The following is a 26694-nucleotide window of genomic DNA, read 5'->3' as shown; positions in this document are numbered from 1 at the left end:
GGTACCCATGGCGCCGAACGATGCTCTAAAGGCCGGACCCAGGTTCGACGAGACGGCCGCCCGAGGGCGGTGAAGACGGAGAGGCGCGCATGCAGGACACCCCGGTTCAGGACTTGCCCGTCACCGACCCAAAAACCCTCGGCCTCTGCCCCGAGCGGCTTGAGCGGGTCGATGGCTGGATGCGCAGGCTGGTGGCCGAGGGCAAGCTCGCCGGCCTCTCGGTGATGCTGTCGCGGCGCGGGGAGACCGCCTTCTTCCGCGCCCATGGTCTCGCCGATATCGCGCGGGCGACGCCGTTCGCCGCCGATACGATCACCCGCATCTACTCGATGACGAAGCCGCTGACCTCGGTGGCGGTGATGATGCTCTACGAGGAAGGGCGCTTCCAGCTCGACGATCCGATCACCCGCTTCCTGCCCGAATTTACCGACATGCGGGTTTTCACCGGCGGCAACCGGGTGAAGGCCGAGACGGTGCCGGCCGAGCGCCCGATCACCATCCGCGACTGCCTCACCCATACGGCGGGCTTCACCTACGGCTTCATGGAAGCCACCCTCGTGGACGCGCTCTACCGGCAGAACGGCGTCGATTTCGGCGAGAACCAGGATGCGAGCCTCGCCGAGGTGGTCGCCCGGCTGGCGCGCCAGCCCCTCCTCGCCCAGCCCGGCGCGGAATGGAACTACAGCGTCGCCACCGACCTCCTCGGCCACCTCGTCGCGGTGGTCTCGGGCCAGGAGTTCGGCGATTTCCTGAAAACGAGGGTGATCGACCCGCTCGGCATGGTCGACACGGATTTCCACGTACCCGCCGACAAGGTGTCCCGGCTGGCGGCCAATTACAGCCTGTTCCGCGACCGCAGCCTCAAGCTCTACGACGACGCGGTGGGAAGCCGCTTCGCCGCCAAGCCGGCGATCGCCTCCGGCGGGGGCGGCCTCGTCTCGACGGCGTCGGACTACATGCGCTTCTGCCGCTTCATCCTCGGGCGCGGCGCCCTCGACGGCGTGCGGCTCCTTGGGCGCAAGACGGTGGAGCTGATGCTGATGAACCATCTGGGCGGCGACCTCGCCTCGATGGGCCAGCCGCGCTTCTCCGAATCCTCCTATACCGGAATCGGCTTCGGGCTCGGCTTCTCGGTCATGCTCGACCCGGCGCGGGCGCAGATCGTCGGCACCCCCGGAGAGGTCGCCTGGGGCGGCTTGGCCAGCACCTCGTTCTGGATCGACCCGGCCGAAGACCTCGCCGTGGTGATGCTGGCCCAGCTCATCCCCTCCTCGGCCCTGCCGATCAGACGGGAATTGCGGGTGCTGACCTACGCCGCGCTGGTGGAGTGACGGGGCTTCGGGCGAGGCATCGCCCCGGATTTGAGAGCCGGGACGGCGCAGGCCGGCATGAACCAGCATGACGAAAGACCCATCCCGGCCACCCCGGTGTCGAGGTCGCGCGGAGACGTCAGCGGCAGAGGCTTTGCCGCGCGAGGCAGGGCAGCAGGCTGTCTTCGGGGAAGGGCAGCGCCACCTCCCCCGTCTTGGATTCGAGCCTGGAGATCGCCCACTCCCCCTTCGCATCGGCCACCGGCTCGATGAGCCAGCGAAGGGAGCGCACCTGATCGCGGCCTCGCTCGGTCGGAAGCCGTGCCTCGACATATTGCTTGGACCACCACAGCATGCCGGAGGTGGGGAAGGTGACCGTGACCTTCTGCCTCGCCGCCTCGCAGACGAGCTGACGGACCCGGAAGCTGTTGCCCGCTGCGGCCTTCGGCCTGAGCGCGGCCTCCAGCAGGCCGGAGCCGCCGCCGGACGCCTTGAGGGCTTCCTGACACCGGAGCTCGTCGCGCCGGGCGGCCAAGGCGCGGCTTCCCTCCTGGCAGGCCTGAACGAGCGGCCTCAGACTCTCATGCGACGGAATCATGCCGCGCCCGCATTGCAGGATGCCCGACGCTGGGGCGTCCGACGAAGGATCGGCGGCCGCGAAGGCCTTGTCGACTTCGCCCGTCGCAATGCGGACGGCCTCGGCCCGGGCGTCGGCGACCTTGCCGTTGAACTCCGTCACGAGGGCCGTCGGCGGATAGATCCCGCGCACATCGCTTGTGCCCATCAGGAACCAGTTGTTGGCCTCCAGCCCTGCGAACGTCTTCGGTGCGGCCTCGATCCGCCCGGCCTGCTCCTGGAAGACCTGCCGGACGCTTTTCGCCACGTAGTCTTCCGCGATTCCGGTGCAGGTCTTGTAGAGGCGCGACAGGGCCTCGTTGCCCCATTGCGTGCCGACGAGCCGGTCGCATTGCGAGCGAGCCTCGTTGAGGGGGAGGCTCTTGAGGCTGTCGCCGCCGAACACCTCCTGAAGCTCCCGAGCGGCGGCCTGTTCCATCTCGGTGCGACGGGGTTCGAGCGGGACTCCGAGGAAGCGGTCATGGGCCATCCGCGTCACGCCGTTTCGGCGAAGCTCGTCCCCGCCGAGCTGCAACCCGTTCGTCTCACGGAACGACGTCAGGGTCAGGGGAAGGGCGAGCATGCGCTCCCGCTCCTCGCGCAGCCAGAGGGCGGCCTTCCGGCGCTTCTCGATGTCGGGATAGGATTGGGACAGCAGCCGGACGACGGTCCTGCCGTCCTTGCAGGACTGGGCCTTCTGGAGGAGGTTCTCCGTGAAGGCACGGTCCCAGTATTCGACCGGCAGACCCACCGCCCATTCGAGCCGCTCGATGTCGAGATAGCCGAACGTCGCGATTCGCTCGCACACGGTATCCCCCGGCAGGGCCTCGAGCGGTTGCCCGCTCGCCGCGAGGCGGTCGGCGACGATGCGCAGGAACTCCAGGGCAGCCTGGCGGGCTGCCCCGTTGCGGTCGAGCGACCCATCGGGCGCCAGAGCGGGGCTGGTCGCCGCGCGCATCTCTGCGACGACCTGAGCTTGGGCGGCCGGCGGATCGACGGGAAGCTCCGCGAGCCGCTTGCGCTCGGCGTCGTAGAAGCGCCTCCAGAAGGTCGGCGCAGCCTCGGCGTAGCGTTGACGATAGGCTTGCTGGTCGAGGTCCGGCAAAAGGTCGAAGGGGGGAAGCGTCTGCTGCTCCCCGGCGACGGCCCGCGCCGTGTCGACGGAGGGGTGGGCCTCGCCGAGCAGGCCGAAGAGGCGATCGATGCGGGCCTTCACGCTCTCGCTCCGAGCGAGCGTGAACGGCTCGCAATCGGCCTGCGGCTTGCCCTGGCCGGTGAGCCACCGCCCCTGGAGGCTGTCGCCGTTCTGCCCGAATCGCACCGCCACCCAAGGTCGGCCGCGTCTGTCCACCAGGATGAGACCACCCTCCGTGTCCTGAGCGAGCAATTCCAGCTTTTGGAAAGAAGACGCGTTCGTCTTGCGAAAGAAGACGTCGAAAGCCGAGCCTTCGGGTCTGAATTCCCAATCGTCCAGCGTCGACACGCCGCCGCAAACGTGGCTCCCCTTGAAGAAGTCGGCATCGAATGCTTTGGCTTCCCCCGATACCGTTGCGGACATTGCGAGGACGACGAGGGCTTTCAGGCTAAATGTCATGGATCGACCTGGGTCTCCGCAATGATCGTGCATCCATTCCCCCATTTTCAGGGGTCGAACGGTGCCTTTGACAAGCAGAGTTTATGTCGAGCCTGCGGCGCACTCAACGTTTGTCCGTCTGCGACAGCGGCCGACCGGAATGAGCCGGCTCGGTACGGTCGTTCCCGACTGGACGGGGCGCGGACGTGAGGCGTTCGAACCGGCTGACGGAGCCGTCCGATCCGGATGATCTCCGGTTCGGCGGGCGGTCGTGGCGGACGGTCAGACGGTGGAAGCGGTCGAACCGGGCGCGGAGAAGACGCCCTCGGCGATGTCGAACCGGATGGCCGAGGTCGAATGGGAATGGGACGGTTCGGTGGACGGGACGCGCCCGCCACGCGCGCATCGTCGCGGACCTGTGGCTGGCGTCGTCGTCGAGGACCGCGCGTCCGGTCCGGTGGGAGGCGCCGGACGGCCCGCATCGCGGCAACGGTGCCGCTGGGCCGCGGCTCCATACCTGGGAAGAAGTCGTCGCGCATCCGACCCTCGGACGCCCACCGCGCGATCTCCCGCACCGTCGGGCGTCCGCCCCGCCTCGGCACGATCCGGCCAGGCGGGATGGGATCGAAGCGGTCGCCGGCAGGTCCGACGAACTCCGCCCCGGATCGAAAGGGGCGGTCCGGTACCCTACTCGGCGGGCTTGGCCGCGGGCTTCGGTGCCGGCGCGGCCGGTTTCGTGGAGGGCGCGGCAGGCGCGCCGGTCCCCGTGGCGGCCGGCGCGGCCTTCGGCGCCCATTCCGGATCGGAGCGGGGACCGCCCGGGCCGTTGGTGGGGCCGGTGATCTGTCCCGGCGCCGTATCGGTGACCTTGGTCCAGGCCTGCGACATGCACATGAAGCGCAGCATGCATCCGCGCACGGTGAGTTCGCCGGGCTTCTCGCTCCAGATCGTCACGTCGTAGAACGACCCGTCCTCGGCGTTGTAGATCTTGCCCTCGTAATGGTTCTCGGCATTGGGCTTGATGCCCATGACGAGTTGGTGGCCGAGCGAGGGGCGGGACTGCTTCTTCGGGTCGGGGTTCTTGAAGTCGATCCGGGGCTGGCCCTTGTCGTTCAGCGGCACCTTCAGCCAGACGACGTAGCCGCACAGGTGATCGTTCTTCGGGCCGCATTTCTCGAGACGGACGCGAGCCCGCCCGTCCTCGGTGAGCCAGGTTCCGCTCGGATCGTTGGGAGCAGCCATGGCGAGGCCGGACATCGCGCTGAGCGCAAGACCGGCCACCGGCGCCAGGAGGCGCCCGGCCACGGCCGAAATGGGTCGATACGTCATCAAGAACATCCTTAACCCGCCCCGAAACGCCGCTGTCCGCGCCCATGCCGTCCGCCCGTCCGGGGCGCGTGGTCGAGCGCGCGGTGGCGGGAGCCGCCCCTCGTCTGAAGGCCCCGGCTTCGGATGCGAACGTGACCGGATCATGACCGGCTCACGGCGTCCTAACGGATTTCGCGCAAGCCGCGAGAGAATTCTTCGTGAGGTTCGGTGTGTCTCGGCGAAGACGATGCCGCATGAAAAAGGGCCGGTGCTCACGCACCGGCCCCGATCCCGCCACCGACGAGGAAGGTTGGCTTACTCGGCCGCCGTCATGTCGGAGGTGAAGTGACCGCACCAATCCTTGGACGCCACCACCGGCCACAGGCCCGGCGACTTCGGCTCGGGCTGGCTCACCGGCGGGTTATAGCGGCAGAGACCTTCGTCGCCGGCCGACTGACCGCCATTGATCTTGTGATCGTCGAAGAAGCGGCAGCTCTCGCAGGCCGCGCTGGTGATGTGTGCCATGTGTCTCTCCCAATGATCCGGTCCAGGGGGCAGGAGGCCTGCCGAGCCCCGCCATCCGCGTGGTTCTTAATTAGAATAACTCCAGACTGGGGTCAAGGGCGTCATGCGGCTCGATCCGGCGGCTCGGCGCGTGGGTGATGGACCACGAGGCGTGTCGTGAGCACTCGCGTTTGGGGATGTCGACCAACGGCTCTCGTCAAACGAGACATGCGTGGACCGACAGACCGTTCAGGCCAAAGCGGCTCCGGCCCGGCCGGTTCGTGCCGGCCCGTGGACCCTCGAACGTCGTCCGGCTCTCTCGCCCGATGCCGCTCGCTGGCGTATAACGGGCAGCGAACGTCTCGGAGACCGATCTTGTACAAAGTTAAGGCAAACGATCACGCCGGACGCGCGCTGGTTTTCGCGTGCGGCACCGCTGATCAGGCTCTGGAGAAGACCTGGGAGCTGGCAGGCCGGGGCTTCAAGGATATCTGCGTGGCCGATCCGAAAGGCCGCGAAATGAAAGCGGCCGCCTTCGAACGCGCCATGGATCTCGATGTCGACTGGAGCTGAGGACGCGAGGGTATCCCAAGCTTTCGCAACGTCATCGATAGCCGTCGATTGCGTGGAGGCGCAGGCCCGATCGATCCGTCGAACACAGATATCGAGCGGCGTCATGCACGCATCGTTGCGCGACCGACAATCAGCCGCGATTTGTCGGGAAAGACTGAGCATTACGACATAGCGAGTCGTTCGATTTGAGTGCCGGCTATGGTGTCGGGCCATCGATCCTGTGGGCGTGAATCTGGGCATCCGCCTCCCCGGCCATTTGGATCGATCGCCCCTTGGCTGGTAAGTGAAGCCGTTCATTCGAAAAGGGTCACGGCGATTTCCGAAGATGCATGGTCGACCGTGCTGGGGCTGGTGGCGGTCCTGGTGCTGGTGTTCGCGAACGGGTTCTTCGTTGCCGCTGAATTTGCCCTCGTCTCCGTGCGCCGCTCGCGGGTCGCGGAACTCGTCACCGAACGTCGCGCGCATGCGAGTGCCCTGCAGCGGGCGACCGACCGGCTCGATGCCCATCTCGCCGCAACGCAGTTCGGCATCACGTTGTCGTCCCTTGCGTTGGGCTGGGTCGGCGAACCCGCCCTCGCTCACCTCGTCGAGCCTGCGCTGACATGGCTGCCGATCGGGCTCAGCTCGGTCGCCTCGCACACCGTCGCGGTCGTCGTCGCGTTTTCCATCATCACGTCCCTGCACATCGTGCTCGGCGAGCTCGCCCCGAAGAGCCTCGCCCTCCAGCGCAGCGAGCGCACGGCACTGGCGGTCGTCCGCCCCCTCAGCCTGTTCCTCCTCGTCTTCCGCCCTGCGATCCTCTTCCTCAACGCCCTCGGCAACGGGGTGCTGCGCCTCTGCGGACTTCAGCCGGGGCATGGCGAGGGCTCCCTTCATTCGACGGCCGAGCTCAACCTGCTGATCCAGGCGAGCCAGGAAGCGGGCCTCATCCGGGAGGTTCAGCAGGAGGCCGTCGAGCGCATCTTCGCCATTGGGGAGCGAAAGGTGCGGGACATCATGACCCCACGCCACGAGGTGTTCTGGGTCGATCTCGACGACCCGCGAGAGGTGGTTCTCAAGGCGATCCGCGAATGCGACCACGCTCAGGTGGTCATCAGTCGCGGAGAGGTCGACGAACTCGTCGGCATCGTGCGCAAGCAGGACCTGCTCGACCAGGTCCTCGACGGCAAGGAGATCGACCTCGCCGTGGCCACGCAGCCGCCCATCGTCGTGCACGAGAGCATGACCATCCTGGCCGTCCTCGAGACCTTCCAGAGCCAGCCCATGCGCATGGCCGTGGTGGTGGACGAATACGGGACGTTGGAGGGCATCGTCACGCAGACGGACCTCCTGGAAGCGATTGCGGGCGATATCCCGGAGGTGGGCGAAGAGCCCGACGTCGTCGAACGCGCAGACGGATCGCTCCTCATCGACGGCATGATGCCGGCCCGGCAGGCCTTCGAACGTCTCGCCTTCTCCGAGGCGCCCGACAGCGACGACTTCACCACCCTGGCCGGCTACGTCATCTTCCAGCTCGGACGGATCCCCGGCGTCGGCGATGCCTTCGATGCGGGAGGATGGCGCTTCGAGGTGGTCGACATGGACGGGCGTCGCATCGACAAGGTGCTCGCCAGCCGGAGGCACTGACCACGCGACGGCCTCCGACGTGACCCCCGGCTTCATCCAGCCGGATGAAAAGCCGGGCCGCTCATCCGTCAGGTCGCCAGCCCGAGGGCGGTGCGAGCCTCGGCCGGGCTGGCGACCCGCCTGCCATGACGGATCACCGTGTCCACGGCGCGGCCGACGAGTTCGGCGTTGCTGGCCGCCAGGCGGTCCTTCGTGATGCGGATGTTGTCCTCCAGGCCGGTGCGCACCGCGTCGGCCCCGCGAGCCAGGGCCCATTCCATCACGACCGCCTGATTGCGGCCGATGCCGGCCGCCGTCCAGGTCGCCTCGGGCAGGATGCGCCGCATCTCGCCGAGCAGGATGTCGAGCAGGCGCTCGTCCGCCGGCATGGCGTTCTGCACGCCCATGACGAACTGCACATGCGGGCGCGCGTCCATGAAGCCCGCCTCCACCAGGCGCTTGGCGCCGTGCAGGTGCGAGAGGTCGAAGATCTCGATCTCCGGCCGGACGCCGTATTCCTGCATCTGGCTGGCGAGAGCGGTCACGAGGCTCGCGGGGTTCTCGTAGACGATGGTGGGGAAGTTCACCGAGCCGGTGGACAGCGATGCCATGTCGGGCCGATGCTTCAGCGACAGGCCGCGCCCGGCCGGGTCGCGCCCGCGTCCTCCGGTGGAGAACTGCACGATCATCCCGGGGCAGTGCCTGCGCAGGCCCTCCTGCACGGCGGCGAACTTGTCCGGATCGGAGGACGGGCTCTCGTCGTCGTTGCGGACGTGGATATGGGCGAGCGTCGCGCCGGCCTCGAAGGCCCGATGCGTGGACTCGATCTGCTCGGCGACAGTCACCGGCACGGCCGGGTTGTCTTTCTTGCGCGGTACCGAGCCGGTGATCGCCACGGCGACGACGACGGGGTTGCGATTCATGGCTCTGTCCTCCGGCGGCAGGTCGAAGACCGCGGTTTCGGCCTCGTCGCAGAGTAGGAGGCTGTCCGCCGGATCCTCGCGAACCCGACGAGACACGCATCCGTATTCCGGGCGATGAATGCCTTTTCGCGCGGAAAGGCGGTTCGTCACAACCGCCCGGCGCCTCGATCCGAGCCCGCGATCCGGCTCCGCCTCAACCGCCGAACATGAAGTGGTCCGCCGTCAGCGAGGTCGGGAGGACGTCGTGGACGATGATCTTGTTCGACGGATCGGTGTCACCGATGACCGTGATGACAGCGTCCCCGCCGCTCGTGCGCCCGATCTTCAAGTCCGTGAACGCTGAGACATCGCTGCCAAAAGCGAAGCGATCTTCGAGGATGTCGAACTTGTAGATGTTGTCCCGGCCGTTCCCTTCCGGGAAAACAAACAGATTGGAGCCGTCACCGGCAAAGAGCTTGTCGTTTCCGGCGCCCCCAAGGATGGTGTCGCTCCCCTTTCCGGCGACGATGCGGTCGGCGCCGCTCGTGCCGATGATCGTCGCGCTGTTATCGACCGTGCTTGCCGATTTTATCGTCATGCCGCTCGAGACACCGGACATGTTGAGCGAGGATCCGCTCCGCACCTGGATCGCTTCGATGCCACTGAAGTTGTCATCGTTCAGTTCGGCGCCGCTGTCGGAACCGATGAAGAGGAGGTCCTTGCCGAGGCCGCCTTCGACCTTGGTGGGCGTGCTGGTGATGACGAACCGGTCGTCCCCGTCATTGCCAATCAGTGTATCGGAGCCTCCGCCGCCCCTCAGGGTGTCGTTGCCGGCACCGGTGGTGAGGACATCGCCGAAATCGCCGCCGGTCAGCTGCGTCGCGCCGTCGAAATCGCTCAAATCGAAGTTATAGCCGCCGCTCGAAGGACCGAAGTCGGACGGAAAAGGGATGGGTGATCCGGGCGATCCGACGACGCTGTCAAAACGGAGCGTCATGTGGTCGCCATCGCTTTCGATGCCAGTCAAGACATTGAGTGGACCGATCAGAACGGCGGCCGTTCCCGAAGGGACTACATTGCCCGAGACCAGGGTGACATTCGTCAAAACGTCAAAATCTGCGCCGCTCGTTACTTGAATCGTTGCCATCGTCGTGACTTTCTCAGAAGGGCGCCGGCATTCATCCGCCTGAGCTGTCATCTTCGATAAATTATAACAAAAACATAATATATCAGCTTATCTTTAGGGTGATATATTGGAATATGACAGAAGCTAATTTTTGTAGTAATCTAATGTAAAAAATATATTCTGATATATTTGCTAAATGTTCTTCGGGTCGTTTCATAGGATAATCGACAACGATAATTGTCTTCATGGCGCGTCTAGGAGCGGGATCGGGCCTTATTTATATAAGAGTACGTTCGGTCTCGCTGAAACTCTTCTTTGTACCTGTCATCGTTGCGTCTACCGGACACGGAACTTGAAGCGGCACCGCCGTCATACGGCGAAGGTCAGCCGGGTTTGGGTTCGCCGCCCCTTGGTTCGGAGAACAGCCCGGACTTGCTGCCAATGACCGCTGCGGCCGCTCAGGGAGGGGCACGAGAACATTCGTGACGCGATCGTCGTAACGGGGCGTCAGGCGATGCCCGGAGTGTCGTCGTCCTCGTCGATCAGGCTCAGCGTGCGGAGGATCGCGAGGGCGACCATCTCGGCATCCACCTCGCCCTCGGCCGTGGCCGGCAGGATCGCCACGGTGCTGACTTCCTGTCCGGAGAGACGCCCGACGACGACCTTGTAGACCTCGCCACCGGGCGCGTCGTCGTCGCGCACGAGGCAGACCCGGTGATCGCCGGCCTCCCCGTAGACGCGCTGCGTCGTCACCTCGACCCGGTCGTCGTCACTGACGGGCTCGGGTCGACGCGGCTGACCGAAGGTCGGACGGATGATGTTGCTCATGTCGACCCTCCCGGCCGCATTCATTCAGACGTCGAGATTGGCGACGCTGAGGGCGTTTTCCTGGATGAACTCGCGGCGCGGCTCCACCACGTCGCCCATCAGCTTCACGAACAGGTCGTCGGCATCCTGGGTGTCCTTGATCCGAACCTGGAGGAGCGAGCGGACCTCGCTGTCGAGGGTCGTCTCCCAGAGCTGCTGCGGGTTCATCTCGCCGAGCCCCTTGTAGCGCTGGAGCTGGAGACCCTTGCGGCCGAAGGCCATCACCGCCTCGAACAGGCCGACGGGGCCGTGCAGGACGGTCTCCTCGCCCTTGCGGGCATAGGTCACCGGCTCGCCGTAGATCTCGCGCAGGGCCTCGGCCCGGTCGGACAGGCGGCGCGCCTCCTGCGAGGCGATGAGCGAGGCATCCAAGGTCACCACCTGGCGCACCCCGCGCAGGGTCCGGCTGAGAACGTAGCCGCCTTCGCTGACGGAGCCTTCCCAGCCCTGCTCGATGTCGTCGGCGATGACGTCCATGCGCCGGGCGATCTCGGCGGCGCGCTTCGTCGCCTCGTCGGGGTTCTCGTCCACGTTGGTGCGGAAGGCCCCGGCGATCATCGCCTGTTCCACCGTGGCGCGGTCGTAGCGGGTGTGCAGCGCCTGCATCAGGCCGCGGAACTGGCGCGCCTCCTCCACAAGGACCTTCAATTGCGGCCCGCCGAACTCGGCGCCGGAGGCGAGGCGCAGCACGGCCCCGTCGACGCCGGCATCGATGAGGTAATCCTCCAGCGCCCGCTCGTCCTTGAGGTAGATCGCGGTCTTGCCCTTGGCGGCCTTATAGAGCGGCGGCTGGGCGATGTAGACGTAGCCGCGCTCGATCAGCTCCGGCATCTGCCGGAAGAAGAAGGTCAGCAGCAGGGTGCGGATGTGGGAGCCGTCCACGTCCGCATCGGTCATGATGATGATGCGGTGATAGCGCAGCTTGTCCGGGTTGAAGCCCTCGCGGTCGGTGGAGGAGCGGCCGATGCCGGCGCCGAGCGCCGTGATCAGCGTGCCGATCTCGGCCGAGGACAGCATCCGGTCCGCCCGCACGCGCTCGACGTTCAGGATCTTGCCGCGCAGGGGGAGAACCGCCTGGAAGTGGCGGTCGCGGCCCTGCTTGGCCGAGCCGCCGGCGGAATCGCCCTCCACTAGGAGGATCTCGCATTTCGACGGGTCGCGCTCCTGGCAATCGGCGAGCTTGCCGGGCAGGGAGGCGATGTCGAGCACGCCCTTGCGGGTCACGGTCTCGCGGGCCTTGCGCGCCGCCTCGCGGGCGGAGGCCGCGAGGATGACCTTGCCCATCACGGATTTGGCCTGGGCCGGGTTCTCCTCGAGCCAGTTGGAGAGGCCCTCGTTGAGGACGTTCTCCACGGCCGGGCGGACTTCCGACGAGACCAGCTTGTCCTTGGTCTGCGACGAGAATTTCGGGTCGGGCACCTGCACCGAGATCACGGCGGTGAGGCCCTCGCGGCAATCCTCGCCGGTGAGGGTGATCTTCTCGCGCTTGGTGATGCCGGTGGATTCGGCATAGCCGGTGATCTGCCGGGTCATGGCGGCGCGGAAGCCCGCCATGTGGGTGCCGCCGTCACGCTGCGGGATGTTGTTGGTGAAGGGCAGCACGGTCTCGTTGAAGGAGTCGTTCCACCACAGGGCGACCTCGACGCGGATGTTGTCGCGCTCGGCCCGCACGAAGACCGGCTTCGTCATACCCTCGATCGGTTTGCGCGAGCGGTCGAGATAGCGCACGAAGGCCTCGATCCCGCCCTCGTAGAACAGCTCCTCGCGCTTGTGCTCGGCATGGCGCGCGTCGGTGAGGACGATGCGCACGCCGGAATTGAGGAAGGCGAGTTCGCGCAGGCGCTTCTCCAGCGTGGCGTAGTCGAACTCGATCATCGTGAACGTGTCGGTGGAGGGCAGGAACGACACTTCCGTGCCGCGCCGTCCGTTGCCGTCGCCCACGACGACCAGTGGCGAGACCGCATCGCCGTGGCGGAACTCCATCGCGTGCTCCTTGCCGTTGCGCCAGATGCGCAGGCGGAGCCATTGCGACAGGGCGTTGACGACGGAGACGCCGACGCCGTGCAGGCCGCCGGAGACCTTGTAGGAATTCTGGTCGAACTTACCGCCTGCATGGAGCTGGGTCATGATGACCTCGGCGGCCGAGACCCCCTCCTCCTTGTGGATGTCGGTGGGGATGCCGCGGCCGTTATCGGACACCGTCACCGAGCCGTCGGCGTTGAGGGTACAGGTGACGACGTCGGCATGGCCCGCCAGCGCCTCGTCGATGGCGTTGTCCACCACCTCGTAGACCATGTGATGCAGGCCCGACCCGTCGTCGGTGTCGCCGATATACATGCCGGGCCGCTTGCGCACGGCATCCAGGCCCTTGAGCACGCGGATCGATTCCGCGCCATAGGCCGTGGCCGCCAGGTTGCGGGAGGTGTCGTCGTCGGTCATGTCGGACATCAAGTTCCCCAGGCAGGCGGGTCTTTGCTTGATTTTCGTGCCCCGGCTCGGTCCCCGGGTACGCCTGCGATTCGTTCAGTGGGCTATATATAAGCGGTGCGTCTTGAAAATGCACCGCATGAGCATAGCTGTGACGCCCCGATCCGATGGGGCGGCGGAAGGTGCCCGCGCGTCGGGCAGGAGGCGAGACAGGCAGGCTGCTTCGGAGCCCGAACGAGCCCAATTCACCTCATGGCCCGAGCACCTTGATGAAAGCCGCACCCGCGCCGAAGAACGCGGCGCCGGCAGCCATCCCCGACAAAGCGATCTGCCAGGGTGCGAGCATCCGATCGCGCGCCAGCTTCGATGCTTCAGCGGCCAGTTTGCTCTGCTCGGCGATCAGTTTGTGCTGCTCGGCGACGAATTTGCGGGTCTCTTCCTGAGCCCGCTCGATTCGGGCGCGCTGCTCCTCGAGATCAAACGGCACCGTCTCCGACATCGATCATGGTCCTCGAACGAGCAGACGATCCGAGGTCATCCGCCGCTGAGATATGAGGTGGCGCCGCGGCAAGTGGCAAGAGCCGACAGCCTCCCGCCGTCCCACACCCGCAAAATGGTGACGGTGCCGGAGGACGACGACATCACCGACCGGTCTTCGGCCTCACTCCTGCAGGAACGGGTTCGTCATCCGCTCTTCGCCCAGCGTGCTCGTCGGGCCGTGGCCTGGGATGAAGGCGATATCGTCGCCCAGCGGCAGGACCTTCTCCTTGATGGCGCGGATGAGCTGGTCGTGGTTGCCGCCGGGCAGGTCGGTGCGGCCCACCGAGCCCTTGAACACCACGTCGCCCACCAGGGCGAAGCGCGCGTCGCGGCTGACGAAGACCACGCTGCCGGGCGAGTGGCCGGGCGCATGCAGGATGTCGAAGGCGAGATCGCCCACGCTCACCGCGTCGCCCTCGGCGAGCCAGCGGTCGGGCGTCACCGCGCGAGCCCCGTCGATGCCGTAATTCGCGCCCGTCTCGGGAAGGCTGTCGAGGAGGTAGCGGTCGGCCTCGTGCGGGCCCTCGATGGGGACGCCGAGCCGTTCGCGCAGTTCGTCCGCGCCGCCGGCATGGTCGATATGGCCATGGGTGAGCAGGATCTTCTCGATGGTGATGCCCTGGTCGCGGATCGCGGCCTCGATCCGGTCGAGGTCGCCGCCGGGATCGACGACGGCGCCGATCTTGGTCTCGTCGGACCAGATCAGGGTGCAGTTCTGCTGGAAGGGCGTCACCGGGATGATGCCGGCGCGGGGCGTACCTGCCATCGGGACCGTCTCTCCGTCGATTGGGCGCGAGGATCGCGCGGGAGCCGCCTGTCTAAGCGGGTTCGCGCCGGCACGCCAACGCTTCCGCTCCCTCGGGCTTCTGACGCGTCGCGGGTCCTGGCTCGTCGAGCCGTCCGCTGTGCCGCGTGCCGACGATTGCCGCTGCGCCGCCAAAATTCGGCCTCGCCGGCTTCCTAGACGTGGCCTATCTGGACACCGGCACCGTCCAGGACAGGCCCGCCGGCCTGAGACGACGACACGGCCATCCTCACGCCAGCCGGGGCAGTCCCTTGAGCACATGCTGAAAACCGCCTTCGTCGCCGCTCGCGACAGGCAACGCCTGAGCGAGATCGCCGCCGTCCTGATCGGCTACGGCGTCACCAAGGTGGTGGAGCGCCTCGGCCTCGGCCATCTGGCGCGGTTCGCCAAGCGCCGCCGGCCGCAGGTGGACGTGGCGCGCCTGTCCCAGCCGCAGCGCGTGCGCCGGGCGATCGAGGCCCTGGGGCCGACCTTCATCAAGCTCGGGCAGATCCTGGCGAGCCGGCCGGACCTGCTGACGCCGGAATGGACCGAGGAGCTGGAGAAGCTCCACAGCCAGGTCCGGCCCATCGCCTGGGACAAGATCCGGCCGCAGCTGGAGGCCGATCTCGGCGCGCCGCCCTCGGAGATCTTCGCCGAGTTCGACACCGTTCCCCTGGCCGCGGCCTCCATCGCCCAGGTCTACCGGGCGCGGCTGATGTCCGGCGAGGAGGTGGTGGTGAAGGTCCTTCGTCCGGGCCTGCGCAAGATCATCGAGGCGGATCTGCGCCTCCTGGCGCATGCGACCCGGATCGTGGTTCAGGAATGGCCGGAATTCGGGCGCTACCAGCCCCACGAGCAGATGCGCCATCTCGCCAGCGGCCTCTACGGCGAGCTCGACCTCATCAACGAGGCGCGCAACTGCGAGACCATCGCGGCGATCTTCGCCGACCGGGACGACATCGTCATCCCGAAGATCCACTGGGAGTTCACCTCCGAGCGCGTCCTCGTCCAGGAATTCATCCACGGCATCCCGCCCAACGACCATGCCCGCCTGGACGCGGCCGGGGTCGACAAGGTCAAGGTCGCCCAGAAAGGCACCGACGCCTTCCTCAACATGGCGCTGATCGAGGGCGTGTTCCACGCCGACCCGCATCCCGGCAACATGCTGGTGATGCCCGGCGACCGCATCGGCTTCATCGATTTCGGCATCATCGGCCGCCTCTCCGAGCGCCGCCGCACCCAGCTCCTGATGCTCATCGGCGCGATGCTGAAGGAGGATTCCGACGGGCTGATGGCCGTGCTGCTGGACTGGACCGGATCGAGCAATCCCGACCTCACCAAGCTCGAATCCTCGTCGCAGGCCTTCATCAACCGCCATGCCGGCTCGGTGCTGAACTTCGGCGACCTGCTCACCGACTTCATGACCATGGCCCGCGAGAACGACCTCGCCATGCCCACCGACCTCGCCATCCTGTTCAAGGGGCTGGTGACGGCGGACGGGGTGATGCGCCATCTCGACCCGAAATTCGACCTCTTCACCGCCGCCGGCCCCACGGTGAAGAGCAAGCTCGCCTCGCAATTCTCGATCAAGGGCATCACGCGCAAGGTCGAGGCGGTGGGCGCCGGGTTGTTCGGCGCGGCCTCCGAACTGCCGACCCTGATCCATCTCATGCTGGTGCGCCTGAAGCAGGGCCGCGTCACCGTCGAGATCGAGCTGAAGGGCATCGAGAAGCTCACCCGCGGCATCGAGCGCGCCGCCGCCCGCATCGCCGTGGCGCTCATCGTCGCCGCCTTCGCGACGCAGCTCGCTCCCCGCTTCATGGACCTCGGCACCCCGGCCTTCGTGACGGTGGGCGCGATGGTCTGCGTGATCGGAATCGGCTGGCTCGTGCTGCTGGGGCGGAACAAGTAGGGGCGGGCCCCGGCGTAAGTTTCCCTTAGGTTGAAAATTAGCGTGGTGTAACTACCTCAAGTTTGCCGTCTGATGAGAGCGGCAAACGGAAAGGATTCATGCATCATGGCTGATCGTGCGGTCAGAAAGACGGGAAAGAATTCTCATGGAGATATCACCTCCCTTTGCAATGATGGCGATTTCTGGTCGCCTCGTTCGAAGCAGGATGCCATCAACGACATCGAACGAGGGATTCATACCTATCACGTCCCCTGGACGAGCGGGCGGACCGAGATACGGGTCGTACAGGGATCGAACGGGAAATACCTGCGCACGGATCGCGATCAGACCACCCGAAACAACCTGGACGATCTTCCGGATTGCTGATCCGAGCTCAGCCTTCTATAGGGCATTCTCGCCGAGCGCGGCAGGCAGGATCGATGGTGTCCGCCGCGCTCTCGGCCCGAGACAGCTCTTCACCCCACCCGTCGCTTCAGCGGCGCGTCGAGGCCGCCGAGCCGGAACCAGTGGTAGCCGTAGCGCTCCATCATCAGGCAGTGCCGGCCATCGTCATCCGCCTCGCTGCGACGGCCAGTGAGGAGATCGACCAGGACACGGCCCTCCGGTCCCTCCACCTCCGGTGACAGGGACACCTCCATCGGCGTTCCCGAGAGGTTGTGGACGCAGAGCACCGAGTTGCCCTCCCAGTCGTAACGGATCGCCAGGATCGCGGGCGAGGCCGTCTCGATCACCACGAAATCGCCCCAGCCGATCTCCGGCACCTCCTTGCGGGTGCGGATGACGCTCTCCATCCAGTTGAGCAGCGAGCCGCGGTCATGGCGCTGGCTCGCCACGTTCACGTGGTCGAAGCCGTAGGCGCCGCTCCCGATCACCGGCAGGGTCGGGGTTTCGCTCTTGGTGAAGCCTCCTTGCGCCTCCGCATTCCACTGCATCGGCGTGCGGGTGCATTCGCGCTCCTTGAGCGAGAGGTCGTCGCCCATGCCGATCTCGTCGCCGTAGCGCAGCACCGGCGTGCCCGGCAGGGTGAACATCAGGGAATAGGCGAGCTCGATGCGCTGCTGGTCGCCGCCCAGCATCGGGGCGAGACGGCGCCGGATTCCGCGGTCGTAGAGTTGCATCCCCTTCTCCGGCCCGAACGCGGCGAAGACCGCCTGGCGTTGGCTCTCGGTGAGGCGTCCGAGATCGAGTTCGTCGTGATTGCGCAGGAACACCGCCCATTGCGCCGAATCCGGTCGATTCCAGGTCTTGCGCATGGCCTTGGCGAGCGGGCGCCCGTCGCCGGAAGCCAACCCGTAGAAGAGCGCCTGGTTGACCTGGAAATTGAACAGCATGTGGAGCCGGTCGGCATCGTCGCCGAAATAGTCGAGATCCTTCTTCGGCAGGATGTTGGCCTCGCCGAGAATGATGGCGTCGCCCTGGCGCCATTGCAGGAACTCGCGAAAATCCCGGAGCAGGTCGAATTGCTCTTCGGGCTCGCCCGTGACTTCGGGCCCCTTCTTGGCGATGACGAAGGGCACCGCATCCATGCGGAAGCCCGAGACGCCGAGCTGGATCCAGAACCCCATGATCTTCTGGATTTCGGCCCGCACCGCCGGATGGGCCGTGTTGAGATCGGGCTGGAACGGCATGAAACGGTGGAAGTAATAGGCTCCCGCCTTGGCGTCGCGAGTCCAGGTCGTGGTCTGTACGCCGGGGAACACCATGCCCTCGTCCGCATGCGGCGGCTTGGATTTCGACCAGACGTACCAGTCGCGGTAGGGGGAATCCGGGTCCGATCGTGCCGACTGGAACCAGGGATGCTGGTCCGAGGTGTGGTTGACCACCAGATCGATGAGGACGCGCAGGCCCCTCTGCTTGGCCGCATGGGTGAAGGCGACGAAATCGCCGAGCGAGCCGTAATCCGGGTCGACGCCATAGTAATCGGTGATGTCGTAGCCGCCGTCGCGCTTCGGCGAAGGCTGGAAAGGCATCAGCCAGATCGCCGTGATGCCCATGCCCTGCAGGTAATCGAGCCGGCGCTCCAGTCCGACGAAGTCACCGATGCCGTCGCCATTGCCGTCGAGGAAGGTCCGGACGGACAGGCAGTAGACGACCGCGTTCTTGTACCAAAGGTCCTTGATCATGCGACGCAGATCTCCCGAGGGCCGCGCCGGCCGGCGCATCCGCCTGCAACGTCGCCGGGGACGGAAGCGTTGCGGGAGGCCGGTCCCGCGCCGGTCTCCTTAAATCAGCCGCCTTGTGCATCCCATCTCGGGCCGTGTGCGTTGCGGCTGCCGATCCTGTCGTCCGTGCCCTGTGACGCGTCCTGGATTTCGGTGCCCTTCCCTCGATGAACATCATCCTGATCAAGCTGTTCGCGACGGCGCTGACGCTCAGTCAGGTGACGACGCGGCCGGATGCCGTGAAGACGCAGTTCGATCCGGTGGCCGACAAGGCCCAGGTGGTGCAGATCCTGCGCGACGGCTGCGCCCATATGCGGAAAGCCTTCGACATCGAGGACATCAACCTCGACGAGCTGATCTCCACCGCCATGGAGGACCCCTCGGCCATCGCCGGTGCCTCCGCGCCCAAGCTCCTGCACGGGCTCGATATCGGCGAGCTCAACACGAGCTACCGCCAGTTCTGCAAGGGCGAGAACCCGGCGAACTCGCCCTTCGACGCGGCCGAGGTCATCGCCTTCTACAACAAGGCCGTGTCCGATCTGCCCTCGGCCCAGGACCTCAAGGACCGCAAGCTGCCGGGCGCCAGCCTGATCCTCGACGGGGCGGGCAAGCGCTACGCCGAGGCGTTCGAGGCCAACGGGCGCCGCCTCAGCGTGCCGATCTCCGACGTGCCGGTGATGGTGCAAAAGGCGTTCGTGGCGGCCGAGGACAAGCGCTTCGAGACCCACAAGGGCATCGACGAGCGTGGCGTCATCCGGGCCTTCATCGGCAACCTCGCCTCGCCGGGCCGGCCGGCCGGCGGCTCCACCATCACCCAGCAGGTGGTCAAGAACCTGTCGGTGGGCGACGACGTCACCTACGAGCGCAAGATCCGCGAGATGATCGTGGCCTCGCGCCTGGAGCGGATCCTCGGCAAACCACAGATCCTCGAACTCTACCTCAACGGCATCTATCTCGGCCGCGGCTCCTACGGGATCGAGATGGCCGCGCGCAGCTACTTCGGCAAATCCGTGGGCCAGCTCACGGTGCCGGAGGCGGCGCTGCTCGGCGGCATGCCGAAGGGGCCGAACTTCTACAATCCGGACAAGTATCCCGACCGCGCCAAGGAGCGCCGCGCCTATGTGCTGGCGCGGATGAAGGACGAGGGCGTCATCACCGAGGCGCAGCTGACCGAGGCCGCCAACGCGCCCCTCGGGCTGAAGCCGATCGAGACCACGCGGCGGGATTCGGGGTTCTACTTCGTCGATCACCTCACCCGCGAGGCGCGCACCTTCGCGGGCATCGACTCGCTCACCTCCGCCTCCCACGTGGTCCGCTCCACCATCAATGCCGGCCTCCAGACCGCCGTGGAATCCGCCCTGCAGGACGGGCTCGCCACTTACGAGCGCGCCACCGGGCGCCAGCGCTACGAGGGGCCGGAATTCAACCTCGCCGACAGCATCGCCAAGCTCGGCGGGGCGACGCCCGCCGTGGAAGGATCGGTCCAGTCGGTCCCGCTCGTCGTCGGCGGCGAGGCGAAGCCCAGATCGGCCGCGGACAAGCCTGCGGTGGCGGTCGCCGGGCCGAAGCCGGTGCCGCAGAAACCCGACTGGCAGCGAGCCCTGGAGAGTGCGCGGCCTGTGCTCTACGACGTGCATTGGCCGCTCGCCGTGGTGCTCGAATCCGGGCGCGGACCGGTGAAGGCGGGGCTCGCCGACGGGCGCATCGTCAACCTCGATCCCGGCATCGCCAAGGGCCGTTTGCAGACCTACGACGTGGTGCGGGTGAAGCTGCGCGACCCGAAGGCCAAGGCTCTCCGCGCGGATCTGCGCGTGCGCCCCTCCGTCCAGGGCGCGGCCCTGGTGCTGGAGAACCGCACCGGGCGCATCCTCGCCATGGACGGGGGCTTCTCCTACCCGCTGAGCCAGCTCAACCGGGTGACGCAGACCGTGCGCCAGCCCGGTTCGACCCTGAAGCCGCTGACCTATCTCGCCGCCCTGAATGCCGGCCTCCAGCCCAATACCCTGGTGATGGACGCCAGCGTCACCCTGCCGCCCATCGGCGGCGTCGGCCAGTCATGGAGCCCAAAGAACTACGATGGCGGCGGGTCGGGTGCGACGACCCTCCGGCGCGGGCTCGAATTCTCGAAGAACCTCGTCACCGCGCGCCTGCTCCAGGGCGGCATCGCCGACACCGCGCCGGCGAGCCTCACCCGCATCTGCGACCTCGCGCTCGAAGCGCAGCTTTACGCCGAATGCGAGCGCTACTATCCCTTCGTCCTCGGCTCGCAGCCGGTCCGCATGGTCGATCTCGCCGCCTTCTATGCCGCCGTGGCCAACGAGGGCGCGCGTCCGGCTCCCTACGCCCTGGAAGCGGTCGAACGCGACGGCAAGGTTCTCTACAAACGCGAGCCGAAGGAGCCCGTCCGTATCGGCTCGGCCGACAGGGTGGCGTTCTACCAGCTGAAGACCATGCTGCAGGGCGTCACCAACCACGGCACGGCGGCGGCCCTCGCCCGCTTCTCGGGTTCCATCGCCGGCAAGACCGGCACGTCCGAGAACGAGAACGACGCCTGGTTCGCCGGCTTCTCCAACGAGATCACCATCGTGGTCTGGGTCGGCTACGACAATGCCGACGGCACCCGCCGGACCCTGGGACGCGGCCAGACCGGGGGGCATCTCGCCGTGCCGATCGCCGGCACGATCCTCCAGGCCGCCTGGGCCAACGGCGTGGCGCGCACCCCCCTCGCCCCGCCCTCCCCGGAGGCGAAACGCCTGCTCGCCGACCTGCCCATCGACCCTCGCAGCGGCGCGCGCGTCTCCGGCGGCGGCTTCATCGAGCATTTCCGGCTGAGCGACGGCCGCGTGGCCGATACGCAGTACCAGTTGCTGCCGCGCGAGGTGCAGACCGCCATGCGGCCGGATTCCGAGGACGGCGACACCAGCGGCCTCGACGATGGCGCCGACGTGGTGGGCGACCTGTACGGCAACCTCACCACGCGGCGCGAGCCCGAGCCGGATCTCTTCGACCCCTTCGGCGAGCGGCCGGCCCAGCCGCGCGGCCGCCGTGCTCAGGGCGAGGGCTACGAAGGGTCGCGGAGCCCGTCATGGCCGGGCACCCAGCGCTCGCCCTTCGGCGAGGACGAGCCGCCCCGCGCCCGGCGCCGCGATCCCGACTACCTGTTCGGCGACGACCCGCGCTACTGAAGGCGCGGATCCCCTCCTCTCATCAGCAAACCGAGGCCCCGACGTGAAGACGCAGCTTCCGGCGACACGTGTGCTTGCCCAGATGATCGCTTTCCTGCCCGTGCTGGCGCTCGGCGTCCCCGCCTCCGCGCAGGAGGGAACGAAGGTTCAGGTTCCCGCCGACCGGATCAAGGAGGTTCCCGCCATCGAGCCGTCGGGCCTTTCCGCCCTCAAGCCCGGCACGATCCTGTTCACCGACCACCGGGACAATCCGGCCAACCCCGAGAGCGGCCTGACGCCCTATCTCGAATGGCGAAAGCTGCGCCCGGCCGAGCAGGCGGCCCTGGCGCCCTACCCCGCCTATGCCGAGCCCGATTACAGCGTGACGCTCAACGGCGTCTCGAAGCAGCGGCACGAGACCCTGAAGGTCTATGTGGCGCAGGGGCGATTCGTGGTGGGAAAGCCCGCGGAGTCCATCGATCTGTCGGCCTTCGCCAATCTCGGCTTCGTGTCCAAGATGGACCCCGTCATCAAGCACAAGACCCTGAGCCCCGCCGAGGTGACGCCCACCAAGGATCCGGCCGCCGCCTTCGCCCGCCGCCCGGACCGGGCCTGGTGCGAGGGGGCCGCCGCCTGCATCGAATCCCGCTACGACCTCGAGGGCAAGCTGCCGCTGGGCGTGAAGCTCGCCAACAAGCTGGAGGACGGCGCCTCGAAGAAGGTGGCCGAGTTCGTCTCGTTCCAGAGCGAGTTGCGGACCCTACCGGCGGCCGAGGCGGCCTCGCTCGCGGCGCTCACGCGGGTCGACACGCCGGTGGCCGGCGGCCTCGAACAGACGATCTTCTGGGTCAACCAGATCCTGCGCTTCGGCAAGTTCCTCGCCGTGTTCCAGCCAATGCCGAACGATCCCGGCAAGACGGTGGTGACGACCTACATGGCGCTGGCGATCAAGGCCGATGTCCTCGACCGCAAGCAGGAATACGCCCGCGTGCCGGTGCTGAAGAACCTGCTTCCGGCGCAGGTGCTCATGGGCAATTCGTCCTTCAACACCGGCACGTCGATCAGTGCCGGCCTGCCCACCTACGCCCGCAACCGCATGATCGCCTTCGCGGACGCCCTGGCGAAGAACTGAAGGAGAAGTCTCAGTTGCCGCGGCTGACGATGGAGGGCATCGACGGGGCGGTGTAGGCGCGGTTCACGTCGCGGCGGGTCTGGGTGCCGTTGGTGTCGTTGGAGCGGCGGTAATTCTCGGTGCTGAAGCTGTCCGAGAAGCCGCTGCGGTCGGCGCTGTTGCAGGCCCCGAGGGCACAGAACAGGCCGGCGGCGACGAGGAAGGCGGTGGGACGCATCGGAGGTTCCTGGGGTACTGATCCTGCTGGATCGATCGCCCCTGTCGTGGTGCCGGGGAGGTCGCCGCGTCAAGCACAAGGATAACGAAACGTCACGGCTTACTGGCAGAGTGATGTTCCCGCGCCACGAAAACGCTCACTACGCTTGACGACATTCGGGCATCGGAGGCGCAATCCTGCGGAATCGCCGCCCCTGGATCTGGTGCTCCGGCCCACCTTGGGCGACACATTGTCCGACATGAGCAACGTAGTCCCCTTCTCCCGCCCCCGCGCCGTTCCGGCGCCACAGATCAGCGACGTGGTTGCGGTCGCAGACGATCTGTTCGCCGCCCTGGAGCTGCTTCAGGGCGTCACCCATCGTGCCGCAGCCATGGGCCGTCCCCGCAGGGAGATGGAGCTCACCGTCCGCAACCTGCGCGAGGCCGTCAGTGCCGTGGAGCGCGCGCTCGACTGCATCGGCGAAGGCGACGAGGCCGGCCAGGGCTGAGCCGAAACCGCTTCGGAGCGTGACGCGCTCGGGTGCCTCCTCGACCTGACGGGCGGGGCTACGGCATTCACATCGTTCGCGGGATGCGCCTCCCTGCCCTCCTCCCCAGCGGATCTCGGGCCTGCCCGAGATCCGTCGAGCTTTCGGGGAAGAGTTGAAGGTGGGGGTGGTTGGGTGACCCTCGGGTGCGGAGGCAAGCGGAGCCACCCCCACTCCTGACCTCTCCCCACAAGGGGGAGAGGGACGCGCTCTGCCTGCAAATGCAGATGTAGGAATGCCGTAGCGCGCGCCGAATTCCGCCGGGACGGTATATTTCTCTTCGCCTTCGTCCACTTGTGGACAGACGCTCCATTGATGATACGCTATGGCGCGAGACAGAAGGTGAACACCGCGTGTCCCATGCTCTCGACGACTGAGTCCTTCTTCGAAGGCAATCTCCTGCTGAAGGCTCTGTCCCCGGAGGATCGGGGACTGCTCGCGCCTCATTTCGAGCGTGCCGACGTTCGGCGTGGCGAGACCCTGTTCACCGTCGGAGCCAAGGTCTCGTTCATCTCGTTTCCCTGCGAGCAGACGGTCATCAACCTGATCGTCTCCATGCGTGACGGGCGGAGCGCGGAAACCGCCACGATCGGGCGGGAGGGCGCCGTGGGCGGCGTCGTCAGCCACGGCAGCCTCCCGGCCTTCAGCACGGCCCTGGTGCAGATCGGCGGGCCGGTCCTGAGGCTCGATGCCGCCAAGCTGCAGGACGCCAAGCTCCGCTCGACCACCCTGCGCAACCTCTTCACCCGCTACGCGGACTGCCTGCTGGGACAGGTGCTGCAATCCGTGGCCTGCAACGCCCTCCACCCGATCGAGGAGCGCTGCCTGCGCTGGCTGCTGACGCTGCAGGACAGGATCGGCACGGAAACGCTGCCCGTCACCCATGAACTCCTGGCCAACATGCTGGGCGTCCAGCGGACCTATCTCACCCGGATCCTGCGGACCCTGCAGATCCAGGGGCTGATCGAGGTCGGGCGCGGCCGCATCACCATCCTCGACCGCGCCAGGATACAGGAGGCGGCCTGCGAGTGCCACGGCGCCGTGGTGAGCCATTTCGAGACCGTGCTGGGGGCCGTCTACGATGCGGAGGGGCGGATGCTCTCCGTCGATCCTCCGACACAGCCGCGCCAGGACGATTCCGCCCGTGCGGCCGAAGCCGTCTGATTCCGGGATGGTCGAGCGCCGCGGGAGTGGACGAGGCGTGCCGCTCCGGTGGAGACTTGCCGGGCTCAGTCTCCAATCTCATATCCGTGACGGAAAGCGTGGGGGCAACTTGCGAAATCTGACGGCGAGACTTGTTCGCCGCAAGATCTGACGGCATCTGATGGGACGGCGACCGACCGAGTCTGACGCGAATACGATGACCATTGCGAAAGTCCCGTCACCCCTCCGGGGGAGCCGTCGCGATCCTTCATCGCCGGCGCCGGCTATGGCCGTCGGCGACAGGCGGGACGGCGTCGGTGCGAATGCCGACGGCGACAAGCCGTGCCGTGAGCGGAACTCCATCGACGAGCGCTACCGGCTGGTGGCCAAGGCGACCAACGACGTCGTCTGGGACTGGGATCTGGAGCACGACGCCATCGTGTGGAACGAGGCGCTCGAGACGTCCTATGGCTGGCCTCCCGGCCATGTCGGCCCGGGCTCCGCCTGGTGGCTCGGCAACATCCATCCCGACGACAGGGGCGCGGTCTCCGCCGGCCTGAACGCCGTCTTCGAAGGGCGCTCGGACCTGTGGAGCCATCAATACCGCTTCCTGAAGGGCGGCGGTGGCTACGCGGACGTGCTGGATCGCGCGTATCTCGTGCGTGACGCTTCGGGCATCCCGCTGCGGATGGTCGGTGCGATGCTCGACATCACCGTGCGAACCCAGTTGGAGGCACAGTTCCGCGCGGTGTTCGAGGGCGCGAATATCGGGATCGTCCAGTTCGATCCCCGCAGCGTCCTGGCGCTCCGGGTCAACGCCAAGCTCTGCGAGATCTGGGGCGCGCCGGAATCCGAGATCGTCGGGTGCTCCCTCGCCCAATGGACGCCCGCGGAGGATGCGGGCGAGCGCGAGGCCCTGCACCGGCGCCTGGCCACCGGCGAGACCCTGCAGGACCGCTTCGAGAAGCGCTATCGCCGGCGGGACGGGCGGCTGATCTGGGCGCGGGTCAACCTGGTCTCGCAGACCCTCGGCGACGAAGTCCACGCCATGGCGATGATCGAGGACATCACCGAGGAGAAACGCGCGGATGCACGCCGTGACGCGCTCCTCAGCCTGGGCGACCGCCTGCGCGAGCTGCGCTCGAACGCCGAAGTCGTGGCGATGACGGCGGAGATCCTGGGCCGGACCCTGGCCACGACGCGGGCCGGCTACGGCATGGTCGACCTGCCGGCCGGACTGGTGACGGTGGCGCATTCGTGGTCGTCCGACGGACAGGTCTTTCCGAGCCAGACCCTGCCGCTGGACGAGTATCCCGCCAGCATCGCCAGCCTGCGGCGCGGAGAGGTGCTCGCGGTGCCCGACCTCGCCTCCGCCTCCGATCTCGACACGGATGCGGCCCTCTACATCGCCCAGGGCGTCCGGGCGGTGATCTCCGTCCCCCTGCTCCGGCGCGGCCGCCTCGTCGGCGTGCTCTACGCGACGGAGGCGTCGCCGCGCGCCTGGACCCAGAACGAGATCGATTTCGTCCGTGACGTGGCGGAGCGGGCCTGGAGCGGGCTGACCCGGATCGAGGCGGACGAGCAGCAGCGCATCCTCAACCGCGAACTCAGCCATCGCATGAAGAACACCCTGGCGATGGTTCAGGCGATCGCCTCGCAGAGCCTGCGCAACGTCACCGACATCGAGGCCGCCAAGCATGCGCTCGCCGCGCGCCTGATCGCCCTGGGCAAGGCCCACGACATCCTGCTGACCGGACAGCGGGAGAGCGCGGAGATGGAGGCGGTGCTGACGAGCGCCCTGTCGCTGCACGACGACCAGCAGCCCGGCCGGTTCCACCTGTCGGGTCCCGACATCGTCATCGGCTCGAAGGCGGCGTTGTCCCTCGCCCTGATGATGCACGAACTCGCCACCAATGCCGCCAAGTACGGCGCCCTCTCCCGGCCTGACGGCCGCGTCACCGTGACGTGGAGCGTGGTCGCGGCGGACGAGGACGACACGATCCACCTCACCTGGTCCGAGCGCGGCGGCCCGCCCGTGCAGCCCCCGACCCGGAAGGGCTTCGGCTCGCGCCTCATCGAGCGCGGCCTCGCCGGCGCGGTGGGCGGCGAGGTCTCCCTCGCCTACGAACCGGACGGCCTGGTGTGCCGGGTCATGGCGCCTCTGTCGGGTTTCCAGGGAAATTTCTAGCGGCGGAAAGCGTCCCGCTCGCGTGGCCGTTTCAATCGTGAAAGCTTCGCCGGGTTCCGGCCGGGGGCAAAATCCGACGCCGATATTGTAGCTGTACGCTTTTTGTTCTAGCT

General features: G+C 67.1%; 21 protein-coding genes. 10 read left to right on the top strand and 11 right to left on the bottom strand.

What is annotated here, in order from left to right; all coding sequences use genetic code 11:
• Positions 1–113: 113 nt before the first annotated feature.
• Positions 114–1331, top strand: coding sequence for a serine hydrolase domain-containing protein (locus A3OM_RS0107630; RefSeq protein ID WP_026175820.1), 1218 nt, complete (start codon positions 114–116; stop codon positions 1329–1331).
• A 118-nt stretch (positions 1332–1449) separates the two neighbouring features.
• Here the strand turns inward: A3OM_RS0107630 and A3OM_RS0107625 are convergent, their stop codons facing one another.
• The 3 genes from A3OM_RS0107625 to A3OM_RS0107615 form a co-directional block, all read right to left on the bottom strand.
• Entirely contained in the window at positions 1450–3519 is a 2070-nt protein-coding gene (locus A3OM_RS0107625; RefSeq protein WP_157196455.1) for a hypothetical protein, read from the bottom strand.
• Positions 3520–4185: 666 nt separating this feature from the next.
• Positions 4186–4827, bottom strand: coding sequence for a DUF2147 domain-containing protein (locus A3OM_RS0107620; protein ID WP_018043144.1), 642 nt, complete (start codon positions 4825–4827; stop codon positions 4186–4188).
• Between the two features lie 294 nt (positions 4828–5121).
• On the bottom strand, positions 5122–5331 hold the full coding sequence (locus A3OM_RS0107615) for a hypothetical protein (protein WP_018043143.1): 210 nt from the start codon (positions 5329–5331) through the stop codon (positions 5122–5124).
• A gap of 354 nt (positions 5332–5685) precedes the next feature.
• Here A3OM_RS0107615 and A3OM_RS0107610 point away from each other — a divergent pair, with 354 nt between their 5' ends.
• Both A3OM_RS0107610 and A3OM_RS0107605 read left to right on the top strand, forming a co-directional pair.
• Entirely contained in the window at positions 5686–5883 is a 198-nt protein-coding gene (locus tag A3OM_RS0107610) for a hypothetical protein (protein ID WP_018043142.1), read from the top strand.
• Between the two features lie 369 nt (positions 5884–6252).
• Positions 6253–7509, top strand: a complete 1257-nt coding sequence (locus A3OM_RS0107605; RefSeq protein ID WP_051074380.1) for a hemolysin family protein — start codon at positions 6253–6255, stop codon at positions 7507–7509.
• 68 nt (positions 7510–7577) lie between these two features.
• Here the strand turns inward: A3OM_RS0107605 and A3OM_RS0107600 are convergent, their stop codons facing one another.
• The 6 genes from A3OM_RS0107600 to A3OM_RS0107575 all read right to left on the bottom strand — a co-directional run bounded on the left by A3OM_RS0107600 (position 7578) and on the right by A3OM_RS0107575 (position 14116).
• Positions 7578–8411: a 3-keto-5-aminohexanoate cleavage protein gene (locus A3OM_RS0107600; protein ID WP_026175819.1), complete on the bottom strand. Its 834-nt coding sequence runs from the start codon at positions 8409–8411 to the stop codon at positions 7578–7580.
• 193 nt (positions 8412–8604) lie between these two features.
• Positions 8605–9537: a hypothetical protein gene (locus tag A3OM_RS23635; RefSeq protein ID WP_198290814.1), complete on the bottom strand. Its 933-nt coding sequence runs from the start codon at positions 9535–9537 to the stop codon at positions 8605–8607.
• A gap of 486 nt (positions 9538–10023) precedes the next feature.
• Complete coding sequence (locus A3OM_RS0107590) at positions 10024–10344, bottom strand: hypothetical protein (protein ID WP_043764525.1); 321 nt, start codon at positions 10342–10344, stop codon at positions 10024–10026.
• 24 nt (positions 10345–10368) lie between these two features.
• A complete protein-coding gene (gene gyrB, locus A3OM_RS0107585; RefSeq protein WP_026175818.1) occupies positions 10369–12822 on the bottom strand; it encodes a DNA topoisomerase (ATP-hydrolyzing) subunit B in 2454 nt (817 codons plus the stop codon).
• Between the two features lie 238 nt (positions 12823–13060).
• Entirely contained in the window at positions 13061–13309 is a 249-nt protein-coding gene (locus A3OM_RS0107580) for a hypothetical protein (RefSeq protein ID WP_018043136.1), read from the bottom strand.
• A 162-nt stretch (positions 13310–13471) separates the two neighbouring features.
• On the bottom strand, positions 13472–14116 hold the full coding sequence (locus tag A3OM_RS0107575) for an MBL fold metallo-hydrolase (RefSeq protein WP_018043135.1): 645 nt from the start codon (positions 14114–14116) through the stop codon (positions 13472–13474).
• 298 nt (positions 14117–14414) lie between these two features.
• Between A3OM_RS0107575 and A3OM_RS0107570 the strand changes: the two genes are divergently transcribed.
• Complete coding sequence (locus tag A3OM_RS0107570) at positions 14415–16049, top strand: AarF/UbiB family protein (protein ID WP_018043134.1); 1635 nt, start codon at positions 14415–14417, stop codon at positions 16047–16049.
• Between the two features lie 105 nt (positions 16050–16154).
• Positions 16155–16415 carry a DUF3892 domain-containing protein gene (locus A3OM_RS0107565; RefSeq protein ID WP_018043133.1) on the top strand — a complete coding sequence of 87 codons (261 nt, stop codon included), beginning with the start codon at positions 16155–16157 and terminating at the stop codon, positions 16413–16415.
• 89 nt (positions 16416–16504) lie between these two features.
• Here the strand turns inward: A3OM_RS0107565 and A3OM_RS0107560 are convergent, their stop codons facing one another.
• Positions 16505–18172 (bottom strand): alpha-amylase family protein, encoded by a 1668-nt coding sequence (locus A3OM_RS0107560; protein WP_018043132.1) that lies wholly within the window; start codon positions 18170–18172, stop codon positions 16505–16507.
• Positions 18173–18378: 206 nt separating this feature from the next.
• On the opposite strand from A3OM_RS0107560, the gene A3OM_RS0107555 reads away from it, so the two are divergent.
• A complete protein-coding gene (locus tag A3OM_RS0107555) occupies positions 18379–21396 on the top strand; it encodes a transglycosylase domain-containing protein (RefSeq protein WP_018043131.1) in 3018 nt (1005 codons plus the stop codon).
• Between the two features lie 43 nt (positions 21397–21439).
• Positions 21440–22507, top strand: a complete 1068-nt coding sequence (locus tag A3OM_RS0107550) for a hypothetical protein (protein WP_018043130.1) — start codon at positions 21440–21442, stop codon at positions 22505–22507.
• A gap of 10 nt (positions 22508–22517) precedes the next feature.
• Here A3OM_RS0107550 and A3OM_RS0107545 read toward each other — a convergent pair whose 3' ends face one another.
• The gene (locus A3OM_RS0107545) at positions 22518–22724 is read right to left on the bottom strand and encodes a hypothetical protein (RefSeq protein ID WP_018043129.1); all 207 of its coding nucleotides are present in this window, start codon (positions 22722–22724) and stop codon (positions 22518–22520) included.
• 238 nt (positions 22725–22962) lie between these two features.
• Here A3OM_RS0107545 and A3OM_RS0107540 point away from each other — a divergent pair, with 238 nt between their 5' ends.
• From A3OM_RS0107540 to A3OM_RS0107530, 3 genes are all read left to right on the top strand, one after another.
• Positions 22963–23211, top strand: coding sequence for a hypothetical protein (locus A3OM_RS0107540; protein ID WP_026175816.1), 249 nt, complete (start codon positions 22963–22965; stop codon positions 23209–23211).
• 399 nt (positions 23212–23610) lie between these two features.
• The gene (locus A3OM_RS0107535; RefSeq protein ID WP_018043127.1) at positions 23611–24414 is read left to right on the top strand and encodes a Crp/Fnr family transcriptional regulator; all 804 of its coding nucleotides are present in this window, start codon (positions 23611–23613) and stop codon (positions 24412–24414) included.
• 265 nt (positions 24415–24679) lie between these two features.
• A complete protein-coding gene (locus tag A3OM_RS0107530) occupies positions 24680–26581 on the top strand; it encodes a PAS domain S-box protein (RefSeq protein ID WP_018043126.1) in 1902 nt (633 codons plus the stop codon).
• Positions 26582–26694: the final 113 nt, after the last annotated feature.

Origin of the sequence: Methylobacterium sp. 88A (assembly GCF_000376345.1) — a bacterium.
In the GTDB taxonomy this organism is placed as follows: domain Bacteria; phylum Pseudomonadota; class Alphaproteobacteria; order Rhizobiales; family Beijerinckiaceae; genus Methylobacterium; species Methylobacterium bullatum.
This window is presented reverse-complemented; position numbering and strand designations above follow the sequence as displayed.

Bases quoted from the DNA above. Each gene is read 5' to 3' on its own strand.
- A3OM_RS0107625 (WP_157196455.1), bottom strand. From the start codon at position 3,519: ATGACATTTAGCCTGAAAGCCCTCGTCGTCCTCGCAATGTCCGCAACG.
- A3OM_RS0107620 (WP_018043144.1), bottom strand. From the start codon at position 4,827: ATGACGTATCGACCCATTTCGGCCGTGGCCGGGCGCCTCCTGGCGCCG.
- A3OM_RS0107615 (WP_018043143.1), bottom strand. From the start codon at position 5,331: ATGGCACACATCACCAGCGCGGCCTGCGAGAGCTGCCGCTTCTTCGAC.
- A3OM_RS0107600 (WP_026175819.1), bottom strand. From the start codon at position 8,411: ATGAATCGCAACCCCGTCGTCGTCGCCGTGGCGATCACCGGCTCGGTA.
- A3OM_RS23635 (WP_198290814.1), bottom strand. From the start codon at position 9,537: ATGGCAACGATTCAAGTAACGAGCGGCGCAGATTTTGACGTTTTGACG.
- A3OM_RS0107590 (WP_043764525.1), bottom strand. From the start codon at position 10,344: ATGAGCAACATCATCCGTCCGACCTTCGGTCAGCCGCGTCGACCCGAG.
- gyrB (WP_026175818.1), bottom strand. From the start codon at position 12,822: ATGACCGACGACGACACCTCCCGCAACCTGGCGGCCACGGCCTATGGC.
- A3OM_RS0107580 (WP_018043136.1), bottom strand. From the start codon at position 13,309: ATGTCGGAGACGGTGCCGTTTGATCTCGAGGAGCAGCGCGCCCGAATC.
- A3OM_RS0107575 (WP_018043135.1), bottom strand. From the start codon at position 14,116: ATGGCAGGTACGCCCCGCGCCGGCATCATCCCGGTGACGCCCTTCCAG.
- A3OM_RS0107570 (WP_018043134.1), top strand. From the start codon at position 14,415: ATGCTGAAAACCGCCTTCGTCGCCGCTCGCGACAGGCAACGCCTGAGC.
- A3OM_RS0107565 (WP_018043133.1), top strand. From the start codon at position 16,155: ATGGCTGATCGTGCGGTCAGAAAGACGGGAAAGAATTCTCATGGAGAT.
- A3OM_RS0107560 (WP_018043132.1), bottom strand. From the start codon at position 18,172: ATGATCAAGGACCTTTGGTACAAGAACGCGGTCGTCTACTGCCTGTCC.
- A3OM_RS0107555 (WP_018043131.1), top strand. From the start codon at position 18,379: ATGAACATCATCCTGATCAAGCTGTTCGCGACGGCGCTGACGCTCAGT.
- A3OM_RS0107545 (WP_018043129.1), bottom strand. From the start codon at position 22,724: ATGCGTCCCACCGCCTTCCTCGTCGCCGCCGGCCTGTTCTGTGCCCTC.
- A3OM_RS0107540 (WP_026175816.1), top strand. From the start codon at position 22,963: ATGAGCAACGTAGTCCCCTTCTCCCGCCCCCGCGCCGTTCCGGCGCCA.
- A3OM_RS0107535 (WP_018043127.1), top strand. From the start codon at position 23,611: ATGCTCTCGACGACTGAGTCCTTCTTCGAAGGCAATCTCCTGCTGAAG.
- A3OM_RS0107530 (WP_018043126.1), top strand. From the start codon at position 24,680: ATGGCCGTCGGCGACAGGCGGGACGGCGTCGGTGCGAATGCCGACGGC.